Origin of the sequence: Paenibacillus brevis (assembly GCF_018919145.1) — a bacterium.
GTDB lineage: Bacteria > Bacillota > Bacilli > Paenibacillales > Paenibacillaceae > Fontibacillus > Fontibacillus brevis.
On record NZ_JAHLQJ010000009.1, the window covers coordinates 157365 to 176082 of the forward strand.

The 18718-nt window shown below is 49.6% G+C and carries 20 protein-coding genes; 15 read left to right on the forward strand and 5 right to left on the reverse strand.

Annotated features, from left to right (window positions below; translation table 11 throughout):
- Nucleotides 1-90: 90 nt before the first annotated feature.
- Together KQJ23_RS12065 and KQJ23_RS12070 are read right to left on the reverse strand one after the other, a co-directional pair.
- Nucleotides 91-1323, reverse strand: coding sequence for an aminopeptidase (locus tag KQJ23_RS12065; protein ID WP_216479131.1), 1233 nt, complete (start codon nt 1321-1323; stop codon nt 91-93).
- A 72-nt stretch (nt 1324-1395) separates the two neighbouring features.
- Nucleotides 1396-2751 (reverse strand): TrkH family potassium uptake protein, encoded by a 1356-nt coding sequence (locus KQJ23_RS12070; protein ID WP_216479132.1) that lies wholly within the window; start codon nt 2749-2751, stop codon nt 1396-1398.
- Between the two features lie 131 nt (nt 2752-2882).
- On the opposite strand from KQJ23_RS12070, the gene KQJ23_RS12075 reads away from it, so the two are divergent.
- The 12 genes from KQJ23_RS12075 to KQJ23_RS12130 all read left to right on the forward strand — a co-directional run bounded on the left by KQJ23_RS12075 (nt 2883) and on the right by KQJ23_RS12130 (nt 12904).
- Nucleotides 2883-3149 carry a hypothetical protein gene (locus tag KQJ23_RS12075; protein WP_216479133.1) on the forward strand — a complete coding sequence of 89 codons (267 nt, stop codon included), beginning with the start codon at nt 2883-2885 and terminating at the stop codon, nt 3147-3149.
- Between the two features lie 39 nt (nt 3150-3188).
- The gene (locus KQJ23_RS12080) at nt 3189-4271 is read left to right on the forward strand and encodes an AI-2E family transporter (RefSeq protein ID WP_216479134.1); all 1083 of its coding nucleotides are present in this window, start codon (nt 3189-3191) and stop codon (nt 4269-4271) included.
- A 120-nt stretch (nt 4272-4391) separates the two neighbouring features.
- Entirely contained in the window at nt 4392-4859 is a 468-nt protein-coding gene (locus tag KQJ23_RS12085; RefSeq protein WP_216479135.1) for a hypothetical protein, read from the forward strand.
- A gap of 208 nt (nt 4860-5067) precedes the next feature.
- Entirely contained in the window at nt 5068-6204 is a 1137-nt protein-coding gene (locus KQJ23_RS12090) for a zinc-dependent alcohol dehydrogenase (protein ID WP_216479179.1), read from the forward strand.
- A 130-nt stretch (nt 6205-6334) separates the two neighbouring features.
- Complete coding sequence (locus KQJ23_RS12095; protein ID WP_216479136.1) at nt 6335-6826, forward strand: isochorismatase family protein; 492 nt, start codon at nt 6335-6337, stop codon at nt 6824-6826.
- A 10-nt stretch (nt 6827-6836) separates the two neighbouring features.
- The gene (locus tag KQJ23_RS12100) at nt 6837-7340 is read left to right on the forward strand and encodes a hypothetical protein (protein ID WP_216479137.1); all 504 of its coding nucleotides are present in this window, start codon (nt 6837-6839) and stop codon (nt 7338-7340) included.
- A gap of 58 nt (nt 7341-7398) precedes the next feature.
- Complete coding sequence (locus tag KQJ23_RS12105) at nt 7399-8184, forward strand: TIGR00266 family protein (RefSeq protein ID WP_216479138.1); 786 nt, start codon at nt 7399-7401, stop codon at nt 8182-8184.
- Nucleotides 8185-8271: 87 nt separating this feature from the next.
- A complete protein-coding gene (locus tag KQJ23_RS12110) occupies nt 8272-8733 on the forward strand; it encodes an Rrf2 family transcriptional regulator (RefSeq protein ID WP_216479139.1) in 462 nt (153 codons plus the stop codon).
- A gap of 138 nt (nt 8734-8871) precedes the next feature.
- Nucleotides 8872-9735, forward strand: coding sequence for a VOC family protein (locus KQJ23_RS12115; RefSeq protein ID WP_216479140.1), 864 nt, complete (start codon nt 8872-8874; stop codon nt 9733-9735).
- Nucleotides 9736-9782: 47 nt separating this feature from the next.
- Nucleotides 9783-10421, forward strand: coding sequence for an NAD(P)-dependent oxidoreductase (locus tag KQJ23_RS12120; RefSeq protein WP_216479141.1), 639 nt, complete (start codon nt 9783-9785; stop codon nt 10419-10421).
- Nucleotides 10422-10550: 129 nt separating this feature from the next.
- A complete protein-coding gene (locus tag KQJ23_RS12125; RefSeq protein WP_216479180.1) occupies nt 10551-11108 on the forward strand; it encodes a GNAT family N-acetyltransferase in 558 nt (185 codons plus the stop codon).
- Between the two features lie 239 nt (nt 11109-11347).
- Nucleotides 11348-12904, forward strand: coding sequence for an ABC-F family ATP-binding cassette domain-containing protein (locus tag KQJ23_RS12130; protein ID WP_216479142.1), 1557 nt, complete (start codon nt 11348-11350; stop codon nt 12902-12904).
- Nucleotides 12905-12986: 82 nt separating this feature from the next.
- On the opposite strand, the gene KQJ23_RS12135 is transcribed toward KQJ23_RS12130, so the two are convergent.
- The 3 genes from KQJ23_RS12135 to KQJ23_RS12145 form a co-directional block, all read right to left on the reverse strand.
- The gene (locus KQJ23_RS12135; RefSeq protein ID WP_216479143.1) at nt 12987-14021 is read right to left on the reverse strand and encodes a copper resistance D family protein; all 1035 of its coding nucleotides are present in this window, start codon (nt 14019-14021) and stop codon (nt 12987-12989) included.
- Entirely contained in the window at nt 14018-14644 is a 627-nt protein-coding gene (locus tag KQJ23_RS12140; RefSeq protein ID WP_216479144.1) for a copper resistance CopC family protein, read from the reverse strand. Before KQJ23_RS12140 ends, KQJ23_RS12135 begins: the two co-directional genes overlap by 4 nt.
- A 104-nt stretch (nt 14645-14748) precedes the next feature.
- Entirely contained in the window at nt 14749-15390 is a 642-nt protein-coding gene (locus tag KQJ23_RS12145) for a cell wall hydrolase (RefSeq protein WP_216479181.1), read from the reverse strand.
- A 240-nt stretch (nt 15391-15630) separates the two neighbouring features.
- Between KQJ23_RS12145 and KQJ23_RS12150 the strand changes: the two genes are divergently transcribed.
- The 3 genes from KQJ23_RS12150 to KQJ23_RS12160 are packed head-to-tail and all read left to right on the forward strand — an operon-like array spanning nt 15631 to nt 18688.
- Nucleotides 15631-16641 carry a Gfo/Idh/MocA family protein gene (locus KQJ23_RS12150; RefSeq protein WP_216479145.1) on the forward strand — a complete coding sequence of 337 codons (1011 nt, stop codon included), beginning with the start codon at nt 15631-15633 and terminating at the stop codon, nt 16639-16641.
- On the forward strand, nt 16638-17585 hold the full coding sequence (locus KQJ23_RS12155) for a helix-turn-helix domain-containing protein (protein ID WP_216479146.1): 948 nt from the start codon (nt 16638-16640) through the stop codon (nt 17583-17585). The genes KQJ23_RS12150 and KQJ23_RS12155 overlap by 4 nt, the downstream gene beginning before the upstream one ends.
- Nucleotides 17586-17602: 17 nt before the next feature.
- The gene (locus KQJ23_RS12160) at nt 17603-18688 is read left to right on the forward strand and encodes a Gfo/Idh/MocA family protein (RefSeq protein WP_216479147.1); all 1086 of its coding nucleotides are present in this window, start codon (nt 17603-17605) and stop codon (nt 18686-18688) included.
- The last annotated feature ends 30 nt before the right edge of the window (nt 18689-18718 follow it).

Consider the following 18718-nt stretch of genomic DNA (forward strand, 5'->3'; position numbering starts at 1 on the left):
CCCGTTCAAGCATAGAACAAATCACCCTGCCGGAATTCATCCGGCAGGGTAATGGAGGTTCAACGTATATGGACCGGGCTGAACAATCTGTTAAAACGCCCAATTTCCTTTAGCAAATACAGGCTCTTCCGTTCCGTCGGCAGTGACGCCGTAGATGTCCATTTCCGCGGAGCCGACCATAAAGTCTTCATGTGCGAAGCTTGCATTCAGGCCATGCTGGTTCAATTCCTCGCGGGTCATTGATTTGCCGCCTTCCAGGTTGAAGGCATAAGCATTTCCGATCGCCAGGTGGTTCGAGGCATTTTCATCAAATAAGGTATTGTAGAACAAAATACCCGACTGGGAAATCGGTGAACCATGAGGAACCAGGGCAACCTCGCCAAGATAATGGGAGCCTTCATCCAGCTCAACCAGCTGCTTCAGCGTCGCTTCCCCTACCTTGGCGGAATAATCAACGATCCGTCCGTCCTTGAAGGTCAGCTGGAACTCGTCGATAATGTTGCCGTTGTAGCTAAGCGGCTTCGTGCTGGACACGGTTCCGTTCACGCCGGTCTTCAGCGGAGCGGTGAACACTTCCTCGGTCGGAAGATTCGCCAGGAAGGTGTTGCCTTGGGCATTCAAGCTCTCGGCAGCAACCCATAGATGTCCCTTCGGAAGCTCGATCGTAAGATCCGTACCCGGAGCTATGTAGTGAAGCTTCTTATATTTCTTGCTATTCAGATACTCTGATTTTTGCGTGAGGTTGGCGATATGCTTTTTCCATGCGGCAACCGGATCAGGCTGATCGATCCGTACCGTCTTGAAGATCGCTTCCCAGAGGGCGTCGACTTGCTCGTTCTCCGGAAGCTCGGGGAACACCTTGGCTGCCCAGCTCTTGGAGGGTACTGCCACGATGGACCAGCTGAATTTGTCGGCCATTTGCAGCTCACGGTATTTGCTCATCGCCTTGCCGTAGGTCTTCTGGTGATTCGTAATGCGCTGCGGATCAATACCTGTCAATAAATCCGGGTCGGAAGAGATCACATGCAGCACGGCAGCACCATTCTCTACATATTCGAGCATTTCGCCTGCATACCATTTCGGATCATCAAGGAACGACTCATCAGCAGCCTTCTCATAACGGAGACGCGTTACGGTATCATCCGTCCAGTTCACCTTAACGAATCTTGCTCCGGCTTCATACGCTTGCTTAACGATCAGGCGCACCAGCTCGGCGGAATCAACCGTTGCTACGACGATCAGATTTTGACCGGGTTGGACATTTACACCGATTCGGACTGCCAGATCGGCATATTTTTGCAGCTTGTCTTGAAAATTGGACATGGTTTCGTCTCCTCCACAACTAATGGAATAGGTTTTTTTACTATCATACTACGATTAAGAAGCTTGTTCCAATTAACCGATGGTTATTTTCCCCTCCGGATATTTGTACAGCTCCTTCTCCGATTTTGGCGTGATTGCATATGCCAGTGTAACAGGCCCGATCCGGCCCAGGAACATAACGATGCAGAGGATCACCTTGCTGATATCCGTTAGGCGCGGAGTCAAGTCCAGACTCAGTCCGGCGGTCGCGAAAGCGGAAGTCGTCTCGAACAGCAGCGGCAAGAACTCGCGGTCCTCCAGCGTCGAGAGGATCATTCCTGTTAAGACAACGAGGATTAAGGCCAGCCAGGTCTGGGTAATAGCCCGCATGATGGATTCCTTAGACAGTCTTCTCCGGAAAAACACAATATCCTCACGCCCCCGCAGCATGGCGTACATGGCTCCAAGCAGCACTGCGAAGACGGTAACCTTGATCCCGCCCCCGGTTGATCCGGGTGCTGCGCCGATAAACATCAAAAGAATGAGCAAGAACTGTGTTGAATGCTCCATTTCCGCAACACTCAAGGTGGTGACTCCTCCGGATCTGGAGCTGATGGAATGGAAGAAGGAGCCCAGCAGCTTGTCGCCGAAGGATTCGGATTGCAGGGTAGCCGGATTTCTCATTTCCAGCAACAGGATCAACAAAGCCCCTGCAACAATCAGAATGCCGGACATGCTGAGCACGACCTTGGAGTGCAAGGTCAGCTTTCGGGTATGGCGATAGTGCAGCAGATCCGAAATCACGATAAAGCCAATTCCGCCGAGGAAGATCAGCACCATGACAACGATATTGACATAAGGATCGCCTGCATATTCAGCCAAGCCGCTGAATTTCCCGTGGATCGAGCCGAACAGATCAAAGCCTGCATTATTAAAGATAGAAATGCTGTGGAACAACCCGAAATAGAGCGCCTGTCCAAGCGGCATATCGACCGCCCATCGTGCAGCGAGCAGAAGGGCTCCGATGCCCTCGATAGCAAGCGAATACTGAATGACCCGGCGAAGCAGGGTCAAGAGATTCTCCATCGAGTTATAGTTCATTGCCTCCTGCAGCACCAGCCGGTCCCGGAGCGAGATGCGGCGGTTGAAGGCGAGCGCGATCAAGGTACCGATGACCATGAAGCCCAGACCGCCGATTTGGACCAGAAGGAGCAGCACAACTTGTCCGAAGAGGGAAAAATGAGTGCCGGTGTCCACGACGGCAAGACCTGTGACACAGGTTGCAGAGGTAGCCGTAAACAGGGCATCGATCAAGCTCATCGGCTTGCCGTCAGCAGAAGCCGGTCCTAGCGACAGCAAGAAGGTACCCAGAATAATGATGATGCCGAAGCCGTAAGATAATACTTTCGCCGGAGTTAGCGCACCGGACTTTTGGTTGGTTTTAGCCAAAGAAGATTCACCTCATACATGTTGTTGCTATATACGCAAAAAATGATACGATAATATCACCCATTATAGTGGAACTTGACAATAGAAGAAATCAATTTCACTACAAAAACGTAGAAAGGGAGTTTGCACCGATGAAATTTAACATTGTGGAAGCCTCCATGCATAAAGATTCCGAAGGGGCTTTTTTGGGTAAAACCGTCTTTGAGGTTGAAGGACACAAAGCAGCCTACGAGGTCACCTTCTTTAGCAAGAGGGGGAAGGAGTGGGACTACAGCCTTAATTATGCCCATGAATCCGGAATAGAGGCGCAATTTATGCAGGTCGACGCTGCGCTTGAAGAGGATGATGACTGGTTTGATGCGCTGCTGGAAGCAGCCCAGGCCACGCTTGAAGCGTAGCCAGCCATACATAGGAAATCGTGAAGGGAGAGGCTGCCTATGATGGATAAGCCTTTTTACAGAAGAGCCCTTGGCACCATTATGATTCTCACCATTATTTATTTGATACACAAGGTGAAATTCATTTTCAATCCGCTAGAGACACTGGTACAGATTCTGATTGTTCCATTCACGATCTCCGGGTTTCTGTACTATTTGCTTAGACCGATCGTTCAGTTCCTTGAGGTCAGAAAGCTCAATCGAATGCTGTCGATTCTGCTGATTTATTTACTGTTTGCCGGCCTGGCCGCCTTGTTTCTAATTCTGGTCTGGCCACCTCTCCAGAAGCAGATCATCGATTTTGGCAACAACATTCCGAAGCTGGTCACGAGCCTGGAGGCGCAGTTCAATGCGATTCGGGACAATCGATTCATGTCCATGCTGCAAACCGAGAACACACAGTTGATGGAAAAGATAACCGAGTACGTCAATCAGGGGTTGAAGCAAGCGAGCGGATATGTATCTCACATCTTCACCTTCCTGAATGACTTCTTCATTGTAGTGGGGACAGTGCCGATCATGCTTTACTACATGCTGAAGGAAGACCAAAGGGTCAGACCGGCGCTGTTGCGGACGGTTCCCAAGACATACCGCGGCGAAGCCCACTCCGTCCTTAGCGAAATCGACGGCATGCTAAAAGGGTTCATCGCGGGCAGAATGATCAGCGCTATCGTGCTTGCCATTATGAGCTTCGTCGGATTTTGGAGTATCGGACTTCCGTATCCGCTTTTGCTGGCCATTGTAGGAGCCTTGTTCAACTTCATTCCTTATTTCGGCGCTTTGCTGGGAGCAATCCCCTGCGTCATTGTGGCCTTTACGGTATCACCGACCATGGTGATCGGGGTGATCATCATTGTTGTAGCAGCCCAGCAGATCGAAGGGAATCTGGTCGCACCTTACATTTACGGAAAAACAATTAATATCCATCCGCTGACTACGATCGTTCTGCTCTTGATTGCAGGTGATTTTGCAGGGATTCTCGGTATGATTCTAGCAATTCCGACCTATATGGTCGCGAAAATCGTGATCGTGAAAATCTACAGAATTTATATGGATTCGAAGACAGAAGAGATCAGTCTGTAGTCCCAAAACTTTTCCACAACCTCTTTTTTGGTGAGGAAAATCATATCACCAGCTCCACTCCTTGCGAGATGATTAATCTAATAAATTGGTTAATCAAAAATGCTCGGGGGATGATAAGAAATGGCAGTAACCGCCAAAAACGGGAAGTACTTTTATGCCTGGAGTAAAATACTGCCCGACGGATCCTTTTACCTGCCGGATCAGGCCCTGCAGGAGTACGGGATTCGTACGAATTCCAACGTGATTCTGATGTCTGGACGCAATACGGCAAAAGGATTCAGCGTCGTATGCAAAGAACTGATTGATAATTCACCCCTCGCGAAGGTTTTTGCCGCCGTTCCGGAGATCCAGAACTTCCAGGTGCCTCCCGGCCATGTTTCCAGTGTTAAAGAGCGTGTATTTTGCTGGACGCATCTGGCCTCGGATCACTATATCCGTCTGCCCCTGCATACCTGGGAGCAATTCGGCGTTCAGCCCGGGGATCGATTATTGAGCTTGCGAGCTACGCATCTTGCCTTTAACAACCTTGCCGAAGGGCCGTACATCGAATTGGCCAAGCAAGTACGCGGGATGACGGTATACGAATAACATCTCTTATGCAAACCAAAAGCACTTTGTCTGCCTTTCCAGGGGACAAGGTGCTTTTTAAATTCATGGATTACTATATAAGTTGAGCTGAAGAAGCTATGTTACCCATGCGCACAAATCAGTGTCTCAACTTATAAAGATTCCGTGTAATTCATCTTGAATAGGAAAGCCTGATAAGGAAGCCAAAGAGATGAAGGGAGCACATTGGATGAAGGCATTAACCTATCAAGGAAAGAGAGCTGTTCGGGTGAAGGAGGTACCGGATGCCAAGCTGGAGAAAAAGGATGATATTCTCATTCGGGTGACTTCAACGGCGATCTGCGGATCTGATCTGCACATTTATAATGGGGAAGTCCCGGGGATGTACGATGATTATGTGATCGGCCATGAGCCAATGGGGATTGTGACTGATGTCGGTCCCGCCGTGGAGCGAATCAAGAAGGGAGACCGCGTCATCATTCCGTTCAACGTGGCTTGCGGGGAGTGCTTCTTCTGCAAGAACCAACTGGAGAGCCAATGCGATCAAGCCAATCCGGAACGGGATACAGGGGGCTACTTCGGCTATTCGTCAAGATACGGCGATTATGCTGGAGGACAGGCAGAGCTGCTTAGAGTTCCATTCGGCAATTTCGTTCCTTTTGTAGTTCCTGAGCATGCGGAGATCGAGGATGAGATGCTGTTGTTCCTCTCCGACGTTATTCCGACAGCCTATTGGAGCGTTATCAATGGAGGGGTAAAGCCTGGAGACACGGTCATGATATTGGGCTGCGGGCCCATCGGCCTGATGGCGCAGAAATTCGCTTGGCAGAAAGGCGCGAAGCGTGTGATTGCCGTGGACCATCTGGAATATCGGCTCGCTCATGCGAAAACTACAAACAAGGCGGAAATTTTTAATTTCGAGGAATTTGACGATTTTGAAGCGCATATGAAGGAAATCACGCGTGGCGGTGCCGATGTAGTCATTGACTGCGTCGGATTGGATGCCAAAAAATCGGTAGCTGAAACGATCGAGACCGCACTGATGCTGCAAGGCGGTTCACTTCAAGCCTTCAATACGGCAACGAAGGTCGTGCGTAAAGGCGGGACCATCCAGGTTACCGGTGTCTACGGCCTGAAATACAACATGTTCCCGTTCGGAGATTTATTTGAGCGTAATGTGAATATCCGGACTGGACAGGCTCCAATTATTCACCTAATCCCTGAGCTTTATCAGCAAATCGTATCCGGCAAGCTCGATCCCACCGATATTATTACTCATCGGCTCTCGCTGGATCAGGCTGAGGATGCTTACAGCATGTTCAATGACAAGAAAGACGGTTGTATCAAAGTAGTCTTGAAGCCATAAGAAAGTTTGGGCAGCCCCGTTCTGATCCGCGGGCTGCCCGCTTGGTTTGCAGGTTCCCATGTCCTTCCTGAAACGTGTATAATAGAAGCAACTTCATAGAAAATCCATTTATTTGAAAGGAGGTTGGTATATGAATCCTGCATTATTGATCATTGATTTACAGGAAGGACATATTCCTGGTCCAAGGAAGCGGGGCGAGGTAGAAGAGGTATGCCAGTATATTAACTATGTATCCAATCTGTTTCGGGATGCGGGCAAGCCTATTGTGGTTATCCAGGACATCGAGATTGAAGGAGGAATCGACTCGGAGGACTTCGCAGTCATTCCTGAAATTGAGCTGACAGGGGGAGAATTAATACTTCATAAGGAATGGTCGAACGCCTTCTGGAAGACAAATCTGGAGGAGGTGCTTCGGCAGGAGGGCGTTGATTTTGTAATTGTATGCGGCTTCGCCGCTGAGCACTGTGTTACATTCACTTATAATGGAGCCAAGGAGCGCGGATTTGGCGCAGCCTATTTGCAAAACGGACTGCTTGGCGAGCATCCGAATGCAGTACAAGCGATCACCGAGGTTCGGCCGCTCATATCTTATCCTGTTATCGCTTCAATATTGAAGTCTTAAGGAGGGACTTATGTTTGATCCTACGGTATTCGACAATCTGAAGGTTGTGCTTGAAGGAGCCGTTTACGACATGGACTCTGAGGGACAATTGCAAGTGATAGGGCGGACGGACAGAATCGAGCTGTCAGCCATGTCGCGGTTTTACGCGATCAAATTCACCTTGCCGGAGCAGAAGGACACATGGGCAGAGCTTAGATTATGGGCCGATACAGAGGATTTGGCAGGTGAAATCATGGAACTGGGCTCTGTCACGCTGGGATGCCATATGCAGCCTGTATTCTTCAAATATGTTCGAGATCCCGCCACAGATTGTCCTCGCATTGAGCAGCTGGTCACAGAAATCTGGGGACGGCATGTGGGACAGACACAACGAATTTCAACGATATACGGTCAGTCCGACGCACTCCCGCTCAACGAAATTTCCGTTCATTTCATGCGCAGATTCGGTGAAGAAGTGATTCAGGACTTACCGCAGATGCTTGAACATATGCTAATTATGTTGGAACAGTTGTGAGAGCTGAGGAGCGCGACTATATTACATAGGGAATTTATATATCTGGGGAGGAAATGACGTGGCGGCACATGATATCGATTACCGCATTATTGGGGAAGAAATGCAATGCGTGGAAATTCAACTCGACCAAAGAGAGAGCGTCGTTGCCGAGGCCGGCAGCTTCATGATGATGGATCAGGATATCCACATGGAGACGATCTTTGGCGACGGGAGCAATCAGGGCGGCGGCTTGATGGGCAAATTGATGGGAGCGGGCAAGCGTCTGCTTACCGGAGAAGGGCTGTTCATGACCGTTTTTACGAATGAAGGCTATCAACGTCAGAGCGTCACCTTTGCTTCACCGTATCCCGGGAAAATCATTCCTATGGATCTTTCCATGCTTGGCGGTAAGATTATCTGTCAAAAGGATTCCTTCCTATGTGCAGCCAAAGGCGTGTCCCTAGGAATCGAATTTCAGCGCCGGTTGGGGACAGGCTTCTTCGGCGGCGAAGGCTTCATTATGCAGAAGCTGGAGGGGGACGGATTGGCCTTTGTTCATTCCGGCGGGCTAGTGCTGGAGCGGACGCTTGCACCAGGAGAGGTGTTGCGTCTGGATACAGGCTGTCTCGTTGCCATGACCGCATCGGTGGATTATAACATCGAGATGGTTAAAGGCGTGAAGACAGCCTTGTTTGGAGGCGAAGGTCTTTTCTACGCCACCTTGCGCGGACCTGGTAAGGTCTGGGTTCAGTCCTTGCCATTCAGCCGTCTTGCGGATCGTGTGTTGTCTTCAGCCCGTTATGGCCGCGGCAGTAAGGATGAGGGCAGTGTATTAGGCGGTCTTGGCAATTTATTTGAACGCTGATTTCAGTGAAGAAGTGACAAAGGGAATTGACATTTCCGAGTATTTGTAACTATGATAGTTACATCAAGAAGGAAAAGAGGGTCAACCATGACGATCAGTTCCCGGTTTGCCGTAGCAATACATGCACTTTCTTTGCTGGAACTAAATAAAGACGGAGTAAATACCTCCGATTATATTGCAAGCAGCGTGAACACGAATCCTGTAGTGATCCGCCGGATTCTGGGCATGCTAAATAAAGCGGGTATTGTTCAGGTTCGTCCGGGTGTAGCGGGAACGCGGCTGGCTCGTTCCGTCTCCGAGCTTACACTACTGGATATTTATCGTGCTGTTGAGGTCGTCGAAGAGGATGGTCTGTTCGCGATTCATGAGAAGCCGAATCCCAACTGTCCGGTCGGCAAGCATATACAAGAATCCATCGAGCCGGTATTTTCCGCGGCTCAGCATGCCATGGAGCAGACCTTGGCGAAGGTGAGTCTGGAAGAGATTGTCGGCAGGCTGAATCATGTTGTCTGCGATGATAACCAGAATGCACCGGAGCAGATTAGATAAAGTCCCCGTCATGGGGGCTTTTTTGTTCTTTATAAATTCTGCTTGACAATGTCGTCATTCTGTAACTATAATGGTTACAAGTTGATGTAACTGAAGTGGTTACAGTCAAAAATAGGAGCTCGAAAGGAAGGGCGGAATATGAACAGGATCCATCCTCGAACTGAAATAGGACTTGTACAATTAAAAATAAGCAACATGGAGACCTCGCTCCGATTTTATCAAGAAGTGATCGGTCTCAAGCTGCTTCGCCAGGAGGGAGCTATAGCTGAATTGAGTGCCGACGGCATACATCCGTTGGTGGTTCTTGAGGAGAATCCTCTCTTCCAGAAGCAGCGCAACCGCAGAACTTCAGGGCTATACCATTTTGCGATTCTACTGCCGGATCGTCGTTCGCTGGGAGTAACGTTGCGGAATCTGATCCGTCATCAGATTCCGGTTGGTCAGGGCGATCATCTTGTCAGCGAGGCCCTGTATCTTGACGATCCTGACGGCAACGGGATCGAAATTTATGCAGACCGCCCAAGGGATACCTGGAGGAGAGACGAACATGGAGGCATCATCATGACCACGGATCCGGTGGATGTCAGCGGCCTCATGGCGATCTCCGAGGGGGTTGGCTGGCAAGGGGTGCCCGCCAGCACCAAGATCGGGCATATCCATCTGCATGTCGGTGATTTACAAATAGCGGAGCATTTCTACTGCGATGTCATTGGATTCGATCGAATCACAACTTATGGAGATGCAGCCCTATTCATCTCCGCAGGCGGATATCATCATCATATTGGTCTCAATACCTGGGCAGGCAAGGGGGCCCCGCCGGCTCCTGAGCAAGCAGCAGGATTAAGATATTATTCCATTCTTATCCCGGATGAAGCATCTTTGCAGGAAATTCTGAACCGTCTTGATGCAGAGGGAACAGCATTTGCAAAGCTTGAAGGTCAGCAAGGAGTTGCGCTCAAGGATCCATTCGGTAACGGGATCAAGCTAGTAGTTCTTGATTAAGTAATTCATCTCATTAATTAATTTAAAACCTAGGAGGACAAAGAAACATGGCAAAGATTGCGGTTATTGGAGCGAACGGGAAGGCTGGAAGCCGTATTTTGGGAGAAGCAAAGCAAAGAGGTCATCAGGTTACTGCGATTGTACGGGATGGGTCCAAGCTTGAGGAGAAGGACACTGCTTACATTGAAAAAGACATCTTTAAATTAACTGCAGCAGACTTTGAAAGCTTTGATGTGGTCGTTAACGCATTCGCAGCTCCGATCGGACAAGAGGAGCAATATGTGGAAGCAGGAAATGTGCTGATCGAGGCTTTGCGGAATAAACCGGACACTCGCCTGTTCGTTGTCGGCGGAGCAGGAAGCTTGTTTGTGGATGAGAATCAATCACTGCGGCTGATGGATACGCCGGAATTCCCGGACTTCGTGTATCCAACGGCATCAAATGCAGGCAAGAACCTGGAGGCGCTGCAAGCTGCGGAAGGACTTAACTGGACCTATCTGAGTCCATCGGCAACCTTTGCGCTTGGACGCCGTACGGGAACCTATATTTCCGGCAAGGACCATGTGCTTGTCAATTCAGCCGGAGACAGCTATGTGAGCTATGAGGATTTTGCAGTTGCTGTCGTTGACGAGATTGAACAGCCTAAACATATTCGCGAGCGTTTCACGGTAGCATCAGAACTTTAAATTTCAGTGCGTATTCAAAAGCTGTCTTTTTGAACTGCCTCTTTAGGAAAAACCTTTCTCAATCCCGGCATTTCGCCTATAATGAAGTTAAATTTGACTTGTTATTCCAGCGCGAAAGGGACGAGCGAGATGCCGTTATTTCCCCAATTAGAGACGGAAAGATTTATTTTGCGCAAATTGACGTCGGCTGATGCCGGAGATTTGTTTCATTACTTCTCTAATGATGAAGTGACCCGGTATTATGATTTGGAGAGCTTTGTTGAGCTGAGCCAGGCTGAAGAACTTATCTTTGCCTGGAATAGCCGCTATCTGGAGAAGAAGGGGTTCCGCTGGGCGATCACCGTCAAACCCGACAACAAGGTGATCGGAACCTGTGGTTACCATAATTGGTCCAGAGAGCATTTCAAATCGGAGATCGGTTATGAGCTGAATCCTGCTTATTGGGGACAGGGCGTAATGTCCGAGGTGCTGCAAGAGGTCATGCGCTTTGGCTTCGAGGATCTGGGACTGAACCGCATTGAGGCTTTTATTGATCCGGACAATATCCGTTCAAGATATTTGCTTGAGAAGACCGGTTTTCATGAGGAAGGATATCTGAAGCAGTGCTTCTATGAGAAGGGACAATTCGCCGATGCGGTATTGTTCGCGCTGCTGAAGCAGCAATATGAAGCCAATCAAGAGGAGTAATCAGAGCTGCTGAATTCGAATTTCGGTTTCATAATTTTTACCAAGCCAGCTCCTGCCGGGAAGAACTGAGGTTCTTTGATGGGCAGGAGTTTTTGGTATGAATCATTCCTGCGTTAAAGTTCAGGCTCAAAAAGGCAACAGATAACATTTTGAACATCCTCTGCAAGTGACTTGTTGAATGACCCTCATTGCATATATAATATGACGGTATATATCGTAAATAGAAAAGGTGTAGATTCATGAGCATATTAAACGTTGAACGACTTAGTCACGGCTTCGGAGACCGTGCGATTTTTACGGATGTCTCCTTCCGGTTGCTGAAGGGGGAGCATATCGGCCTGATCGGTGCCAATGGAGAAGGGAAATCTACCTTCATGAACATTATCACTGGCAAGCTGCAGCCTGATGAAGGCAAGGTAGAATGGGCACGGCGTACACGGGTTGGCTATCTGGACCAGCATGCTGTGCTGAGCCAGGGGATGTCGATTCGCGACGTGCTTCGCGGAGCATTTCAATATTTGTTCGATCTGGAAGCGGAAATGAATGACATGTACGGCCGAATGGGTGAGGTCACCCCGGAGGAACTGGAGCAGCTGCTGGAGGATGTCGGCACGATTCAGGATACGCTGACGAATCAGGATTTCTATCTGATCGATGCGAAGATTGAAGAGACGGCACGCGGATTGGGACTTACCGATATCGGCCTGGAGAAGGATGTCAATGATCTGAGCGGAGGACAACGGACCAAGGTGCTCTTGGCCAAGCTGCTGCTGGAGAAGCCTGATATTCTGCTCCTCGACGAGCCAACCAACTATTTGGATGAGCAGCATATTGAATGGCTCAAGCGCTACTTGCAGGAGTATGAGAATGCCTTCATTTTGATTTCCCATGATATTCCGTTCCTCAATAGCGTTATCAACCTGATCTACCACATGGAGAATCAGGAGTTGAACCGGTATGTCGGGGACTATGACTATTTCTTGCAGGTGCATGAAGCGAAGAAGCAACAGCTCGAGTCCGCTTATAAGCGCCAGCAGCAGGAAATCGCTGACCTTAAGGATTTCGTGGCCCGGAACAAGGCGAGTGTAGCCACGCGCAATATGGCCATGTCCCGGCAAAAGAAGCTGGACAAGATGGATATTATCGAGCTGGCTAAGGAAAAGCCGAAGCCGCAGTTTAATTTCAAGGATGGAAGAACCTCGGGCAAGCTGATCTTCGAGACGACAGACCTAGTGATCGGTTATGATTCGCCGCTGTCCCGCCCGCTGAACCTTCGGATGGAGCGCGGACAGAAGATCGCGCTTGTTGGTGCGAACGGCATCGGAAAGACCACTCTGCTGCGCAGTATTCTGGGTCAAATTCCGGCTATTAGCGGATCTGTTCATTTGGGTGAACTCCAGGAAATCGGTTATTTCGAGCAAGAAGCCAAAGAAACCAACTATAATACTTGTATTGAAGAGATCTGGAACGAGTTCCCTTCCTTTACGCAGTTTGAAGTACGGGCAGCGCTGGCTAAATGCGGCTTGACGACCAAGCACATCGAGAGCAAGGTTGCTGTATTGAGCGGGGGAGAGAAGGCCAAGGTTCGTCTTTGCAAGCTGATTAACCGCGAGACGAATATTCTGGTACTTGACGAGCCGACGAACCATCTGGATGTAGATGCCAAGGATGAGTTGAAACGGGCGTTGAAAGCTTATAAGGGCAGCATTCTGCTAATCTCCCACGAACCGGAATTTTACCGGGATGTGGTGACGGAGACTTGGAATTGCGAGTCCTGGACAACCAAAGTATTCTAAATGCTACCTCTTAAACAAAAAGGTTCATCCTGCAGCCGATAAGGCTTTAAAGGATGAACCTTTTTGTTTTGAATGCCTGACATCAGGAGATAAACAACATTACCGCCTGATAGGACGCAAGCGTAAAGACCAGACTAAGCGGCAGAGCCAGGTACGCCTTTTTATTCCGGCGGTATACAGCCATCAGTCCAGCTAAACATCCTATGGCCAGGCCCAGATAAAGAAGAGCTGAGGGATGCCCTTGCAAGACTAGACCTGAAGGCGGATCAGGTTGCGACTCTGGAGTGGCCTGCTGATTCATATATCCAGTCATGATGTAAATGGCCAGCACCAGCACGGCCTCAGCGCGTATCCAGGAAGTCGGCTGATAGGAGTGGTCCTGAGACAGCTTGCTTTTGACAAGAAACCCGTTTATGAAGCTGAATAGCAGCAAGGGGATGATCAGCAGATGCTTCAGCAGTAAAGCTTTCCCATAAGATGAGACGGCTGCCGTTGCAAGCTGCGGAATAAGGACCGCGGACATCAGCCAGCCGGAGCCTATAATCAGAGTCATGGCGATCATCGCCAGAATGTGAAACCATCTCAAAAAACCAGACCAAGGTGAAGGCACAGGCTTGAACCATCCTGCTGCTATCAAGATTCCGGACCAGATCATGACGGACAGAAAATGAATGAGATGTACGAGAAGGCCAACTGGTCCATAGTTTGCCGTCATATGGCTGAACCAGTTGGTAGCGACCGCCAGGCCAAGACAAAGGATACAGCACAGCCACCAGCCCCAACCAGCCTTCCGGATGGAGATGAGCAAAGGCTTGATGCACATCGCTGACAACATCAAAAGGCAGAATAACAGGGTCCAGCCGTAGGCTTTACCTTCTGCAAGGGTAAACAGGACATTTTTCAAAGATACAACAAAGCCGGCATTCCCCGCAAAGAACAGTACGATTCTTAATACGGGAAGAAAGGAGAGCAAGCTAATTCCAATGATGGACATGATCACAAACGGCTTGGGGATCCGTGCGGCGATTTCGGTCTCTCCGGCACGAATGACAGCAAGCCAGCCTATGATAACCGCAAAGCAGAGATAAAGCAGCGGCTCTCCAAGCCAATAGATCATGAACGGCGTCTCCGCATGACGACAAGTACAACAGCAAGAATAATTGCAATGATCACAATCCCAGCAATAAGCATCGGCATGGAAAGCGATGAAGGTTCCTTGACGACTGCTGTATCTGTTACTTCGGTTGAATTTGTATCAGGATCAACGGCTGTGACGGACTCATCCGTAGCTGCATTGCCGTTGTTATCATTTGCCGGCGTATCGGCATTTGATGAAGTGTCTTCGGCTGACGGTTCTGTCTGTTCCTCAGTCACTGCTGACTCGGGAACATTTACGGAGAAGGAGTAGCTTCCTTCCATCGGATGCCCGTCTTCACCGACGATTTTCCAATCCACTGTATAGGTTCCGTTCTCCAAGTCCCCAGCCAATAACCCGGTCATCCGGGCACCCTCGACCTGAATCTCCTCCAGTTCAATTGCGCCTTGCTCTCCGGTGACCGTAAAGGAGCTTAGCGGAGCGATGTCCGTATGAAAGTCCAGCTGAATCTGATGAATCGGCTGCTCGACTTGCTCATCCTTCTCCGGTGAAGAAGACACCATATGGGTATGGGCAAAAGCAGAATGCGGCGTTACAAGCAGAACAAATGCTAATAATACTCCTACGACGTAAAATTTTTTCATCATATCCTCCAGGTTCTGTGTTCTCGCTTCCTATTCTACTTAAATTTTAAATTAAAACCAACTATCCTGAATTTGTTATGTATCTCCGGGCGTGCCCGGAGGAATTAATTTGCAAAGATATGATTGCCGATTTTTACGTTTTGCGTTCTGGACCAAATCCAGCTGCTTGTTGCGGTGTTTGGGTTAAAGTAGTACAACGAGCCTCCTGAAGGGTCCCAGCCACGAACGGCGTCCTGAGCTGCCAGATAGGCGGTTCTGTCAGGCGTCAACCAGTATTGACCGTCGTCAATAGCTGTAAAGGCGCCACGCTGAAACACCACCTCCGAGATCGTATCGGGAAAATCCGGTGACTGAATACGATTCATGACAACTGCTCCTACCGCAACCTGACCTGTATAGGACTCGCCGCGGGCTTCGCTGTATATGATTTTAGCCAAAATGTCCATCTCGTAGAGGTTCAAGGTGTGTTTTCTCAATAAGCTCCAGGTTTGGCTGCCTGCAATTCCGTCTGCATGGACACCATAAGCCAGCTGAAACTTGGCGACTGCCGCTTTGGTCTGCGTTCCGTACTGTCCGTCCAGCGATGGGGCATAATAACCGAGTACCTTTAACCGGTACTGTAAATCCCATATATCACCCACGGTATTGCCGTATTGTACGGATGGGGCAGCGTGGACGTTCGAGGTCACGGGCTGCAGTCCCACGATCACGGCCAATAATATGAAGGTTAGCAATCTGCGCTTCATCATTGGGCATGCCTCCTTTCCTGTTAGCATTATAGAATCAGCTCCAGAGGGGGAACAACCCACACTTATTGGAAATAAAATGGAAAATACCTCCGAGGTAAAATTAACCCTGAATATCCATGATAGTGTGTCGCGATTTTATATATTGAATTGTCGTATAAATACACTATTTAAATGTGTTTGAATATGGTACTTTATCAACAGATGTCAGAATTTCATATAAGCTAGGAGGCCATGTTTATGAGTATTCGAGTCGGAAAAATCAGCTTTTGGCATGTGCATGCATGGGAATACACGGAGCAAGCGCTGAATCATCCGGATACGATCGTCGTTGCTGTCTGGGATGAGGATCCTGTCCGTGGTCAAGCGGCAGCTGACAAGCTGGGAGTTCCATTCTATGCTTCGCTGGATGAAATGCTATCAAGTGATGACCTGGACGCAGTCATTGTGGATGCGCCGACCAACAGGCACAAAGAGGTGATATTGAAGGCTGCGCAGGCAGGCAAACATATTTTCACGGAAAAAGTAATTGCGCCTACGGTACAGGAAGTTGACGAGATCGTAGCCGCGGTATCGGAACGCAAGTTAACGTTTGTTGTATCTCTGCCGCGCTTAAATGCAGGATATACACTTGCTATTCACGATATTTTGGACAAGGGCTTGCTCGGAAAGGTCACTTATGCGAGAGTCCGTTTGTCTCACAATGGCGCGCTGGCCAATTGGCTTCCTGAGCATTTCTATAACCGGGAGCAGTGCGGCGGCGGGGCGATGATTGATCTGGGCTGCCATCCGATGTACTTGACTCGGCTTTTCCTTGGAGAAGAAATAAGCGGTGTCAGCGCGAATTTTGGCTATGTCACAGGCAAGGAAGTAGAGGATAATGCAGTGGTAACGCTGCAAACGGCATCCGGTGCTGTCGGCGTAGTTGAAGCAGGATTCGTGAATAGTCATTCTCCATTTACGATCGAGGTTCATGGAACAGAAGGAACGCTGCTGTACGGCACGCCAGAGGATAAGCTTCTGCTTAAGTCGAATCTGGATGAGAACGGCGGAAAGGCTTGGCGGGAATATCCGCTGCGCAGCAATCGGGAAAGCGCTTTCGATCAATGGGTAGGGCATATTCAAAACGGTACGACCGCCAGCACAAATGTGCAGACGGCCATCGAGCTGACCCGTCTGATGGAAGCGGCCAATCGTTCGGCACAGGAAGGAAGAGTCATTCCTCTTGAAGGCAGCGCACTTCTTCCATGACCGATTTCAGGCATAAAACGTCATTTCCGTATGAGGTGATGTTTGAGAAGCGGGATTTGCTTGAACGGCTGGACATTCAGGTTGACTGGGGCTACTACAGAATCAAGGTGCTTAGAATTCATTTGATTTCATTTGACCGGGGTCATGTGATTGATTTTCATAACCATGCGGAGTATGAATTTCACTTTATTCCGCGGGGGAAGGGAATCGTGATTCTGGAGGATCAAACCTTTGCCTTGTCGGAGGGAATGTTCTACCTGACCGGACCGGGAGTCGTTCATTATCAGGCCGCATCCTCCGAAGAAGCGATGGATGAGCTGTGCCTGCATGTCGATATCGTTCCGATAGAGCGGAATGAATGCGATCCTTGGGAAGCGGCCGAGGCGGAGGAATGCATGGAGAAGCTGTGCAATCTTCCCCGCAAGCCGGAGCAGGATCGGCACGGGGCCATGGCTTGCTTCCTGGAGGCCTATCAGGTGTGTGACGGGCGATACTCCGGATACTACACCTCGATCCGCCAACTGGTCCTTACCATTCTAATGAAGGCGGTCCGGGCCTATGATGCCGGCGTGATTACGACGGAGGCGCCGATCCGCAATATGACGGCCTATCGCTATCAATACGCGGTGCAGTATATGGAAGCGAACTCCTCCTCCAGCTTAACGCTGGAGAATGTAGCTGAGAAGCTCAATATCAGTGCGCGTCAATTGCAGCGGACCTTTCATCAGATGGATGCACAGAAGCCTTTCAGCAAGCTGCTGGAGGATATCCGGCTAAAGTCGGTTTGTAAAAGGCTGGAGGAAACAGATTTGTCGATTGAGCAGATTGCCCAGTCGGAGGGATTTGCGAATGCTACTTACTTGCATGCCGTATTCCGCAAGAAGATTGGCATGACACCGGCAGAATATCGCAAGAGCAAGCAATTTAAAGTGGAAACTATATAAACTGGGAGGAATTTAAAATGAGTAAAGTATATCGTATTGGGATTGTTGGCTGCGGCGGGATTGCAAACGGAAAGCATCTGCCAAGCTTGAAGAAGCTGGATAATGTTGAAGTCGTAGCTTTTTGCGATATCGTGGTGGAACGCGCTGAGAAGGCCGCACGCGAGTATGGTGCCGAGGGCGCACAAGTATACTCCGACTACCGGGAGCTACTAAAGGATCAATCCCTCGATATCGTGCATGTGCTAACCCCGAATGATTTCCATGCCGAGGTAACAATTGCGGCTCTTGAGGCCGACAAGCACGTCATGTGCGAAAAGCCGATGGCCAAGACCGCTGCGGATGCACGGAGAATGGTTGAAGCTGCCAAACGTACCGGCAAGAAGCTGACGATCGGGTACAATAACCGTTTCCGTCCGGACAGCCTGCATTTGAAGAAGCTGGTTGAAGAAGGACAACTGGGAGATATTTATTTCGCCAAGGCCCATGCCATTCGCAGAAGAGCCGTGCCAACCTGGGGCGTGTTCCTCGATGAAGAGAAGCAAGGGGGAGGACCGCTCATTGATATCGGTACGCATGCCCTGGATTTAACCTTGTGGATGATGAACAATTACAAACCGAAGGTTGTTCTCGGAACGAAATATCATGAGCTGTCACAGCGCGAAAATGCTGCTAACGCTTGGGGTCCATGGGATCCTGCCAAGTTCACGGTAGAGGATTCCGCCTTCGGGATGGTTGTCATGGAAAATGGCGCTACAGTGATGCTGGAATCCAGCTGGGCGCTGAACACGCTCGATGTGCATGAGGCCAAATGCAGCCTGAGCGGAACGGAAGCAGGGGCTGATATGAAGAACGGTCTTCGGATCAACGGAGAAGAGCATGGCCGTCTGTACACGAAGGAAGCCGAGCTTGGCTCTGGCGGGGTTGCCTTCTATGAAGGGAAAGCAGAGAATGATGCGGATACGGAAATGAGAACCTGGATCCGGGCCGTGGATCAAGATCTGGAGCCGGTCGTAACGCCTGAGCAAGCATGTGTTGTCTCGGAGATTCTTGAAGCGATTTATGAATCCGCGAAGACAGGCAAGGCTGTATATATGAATTCTTAATTTGTAAAGGAGTGTCCCCTTTGTCATCTA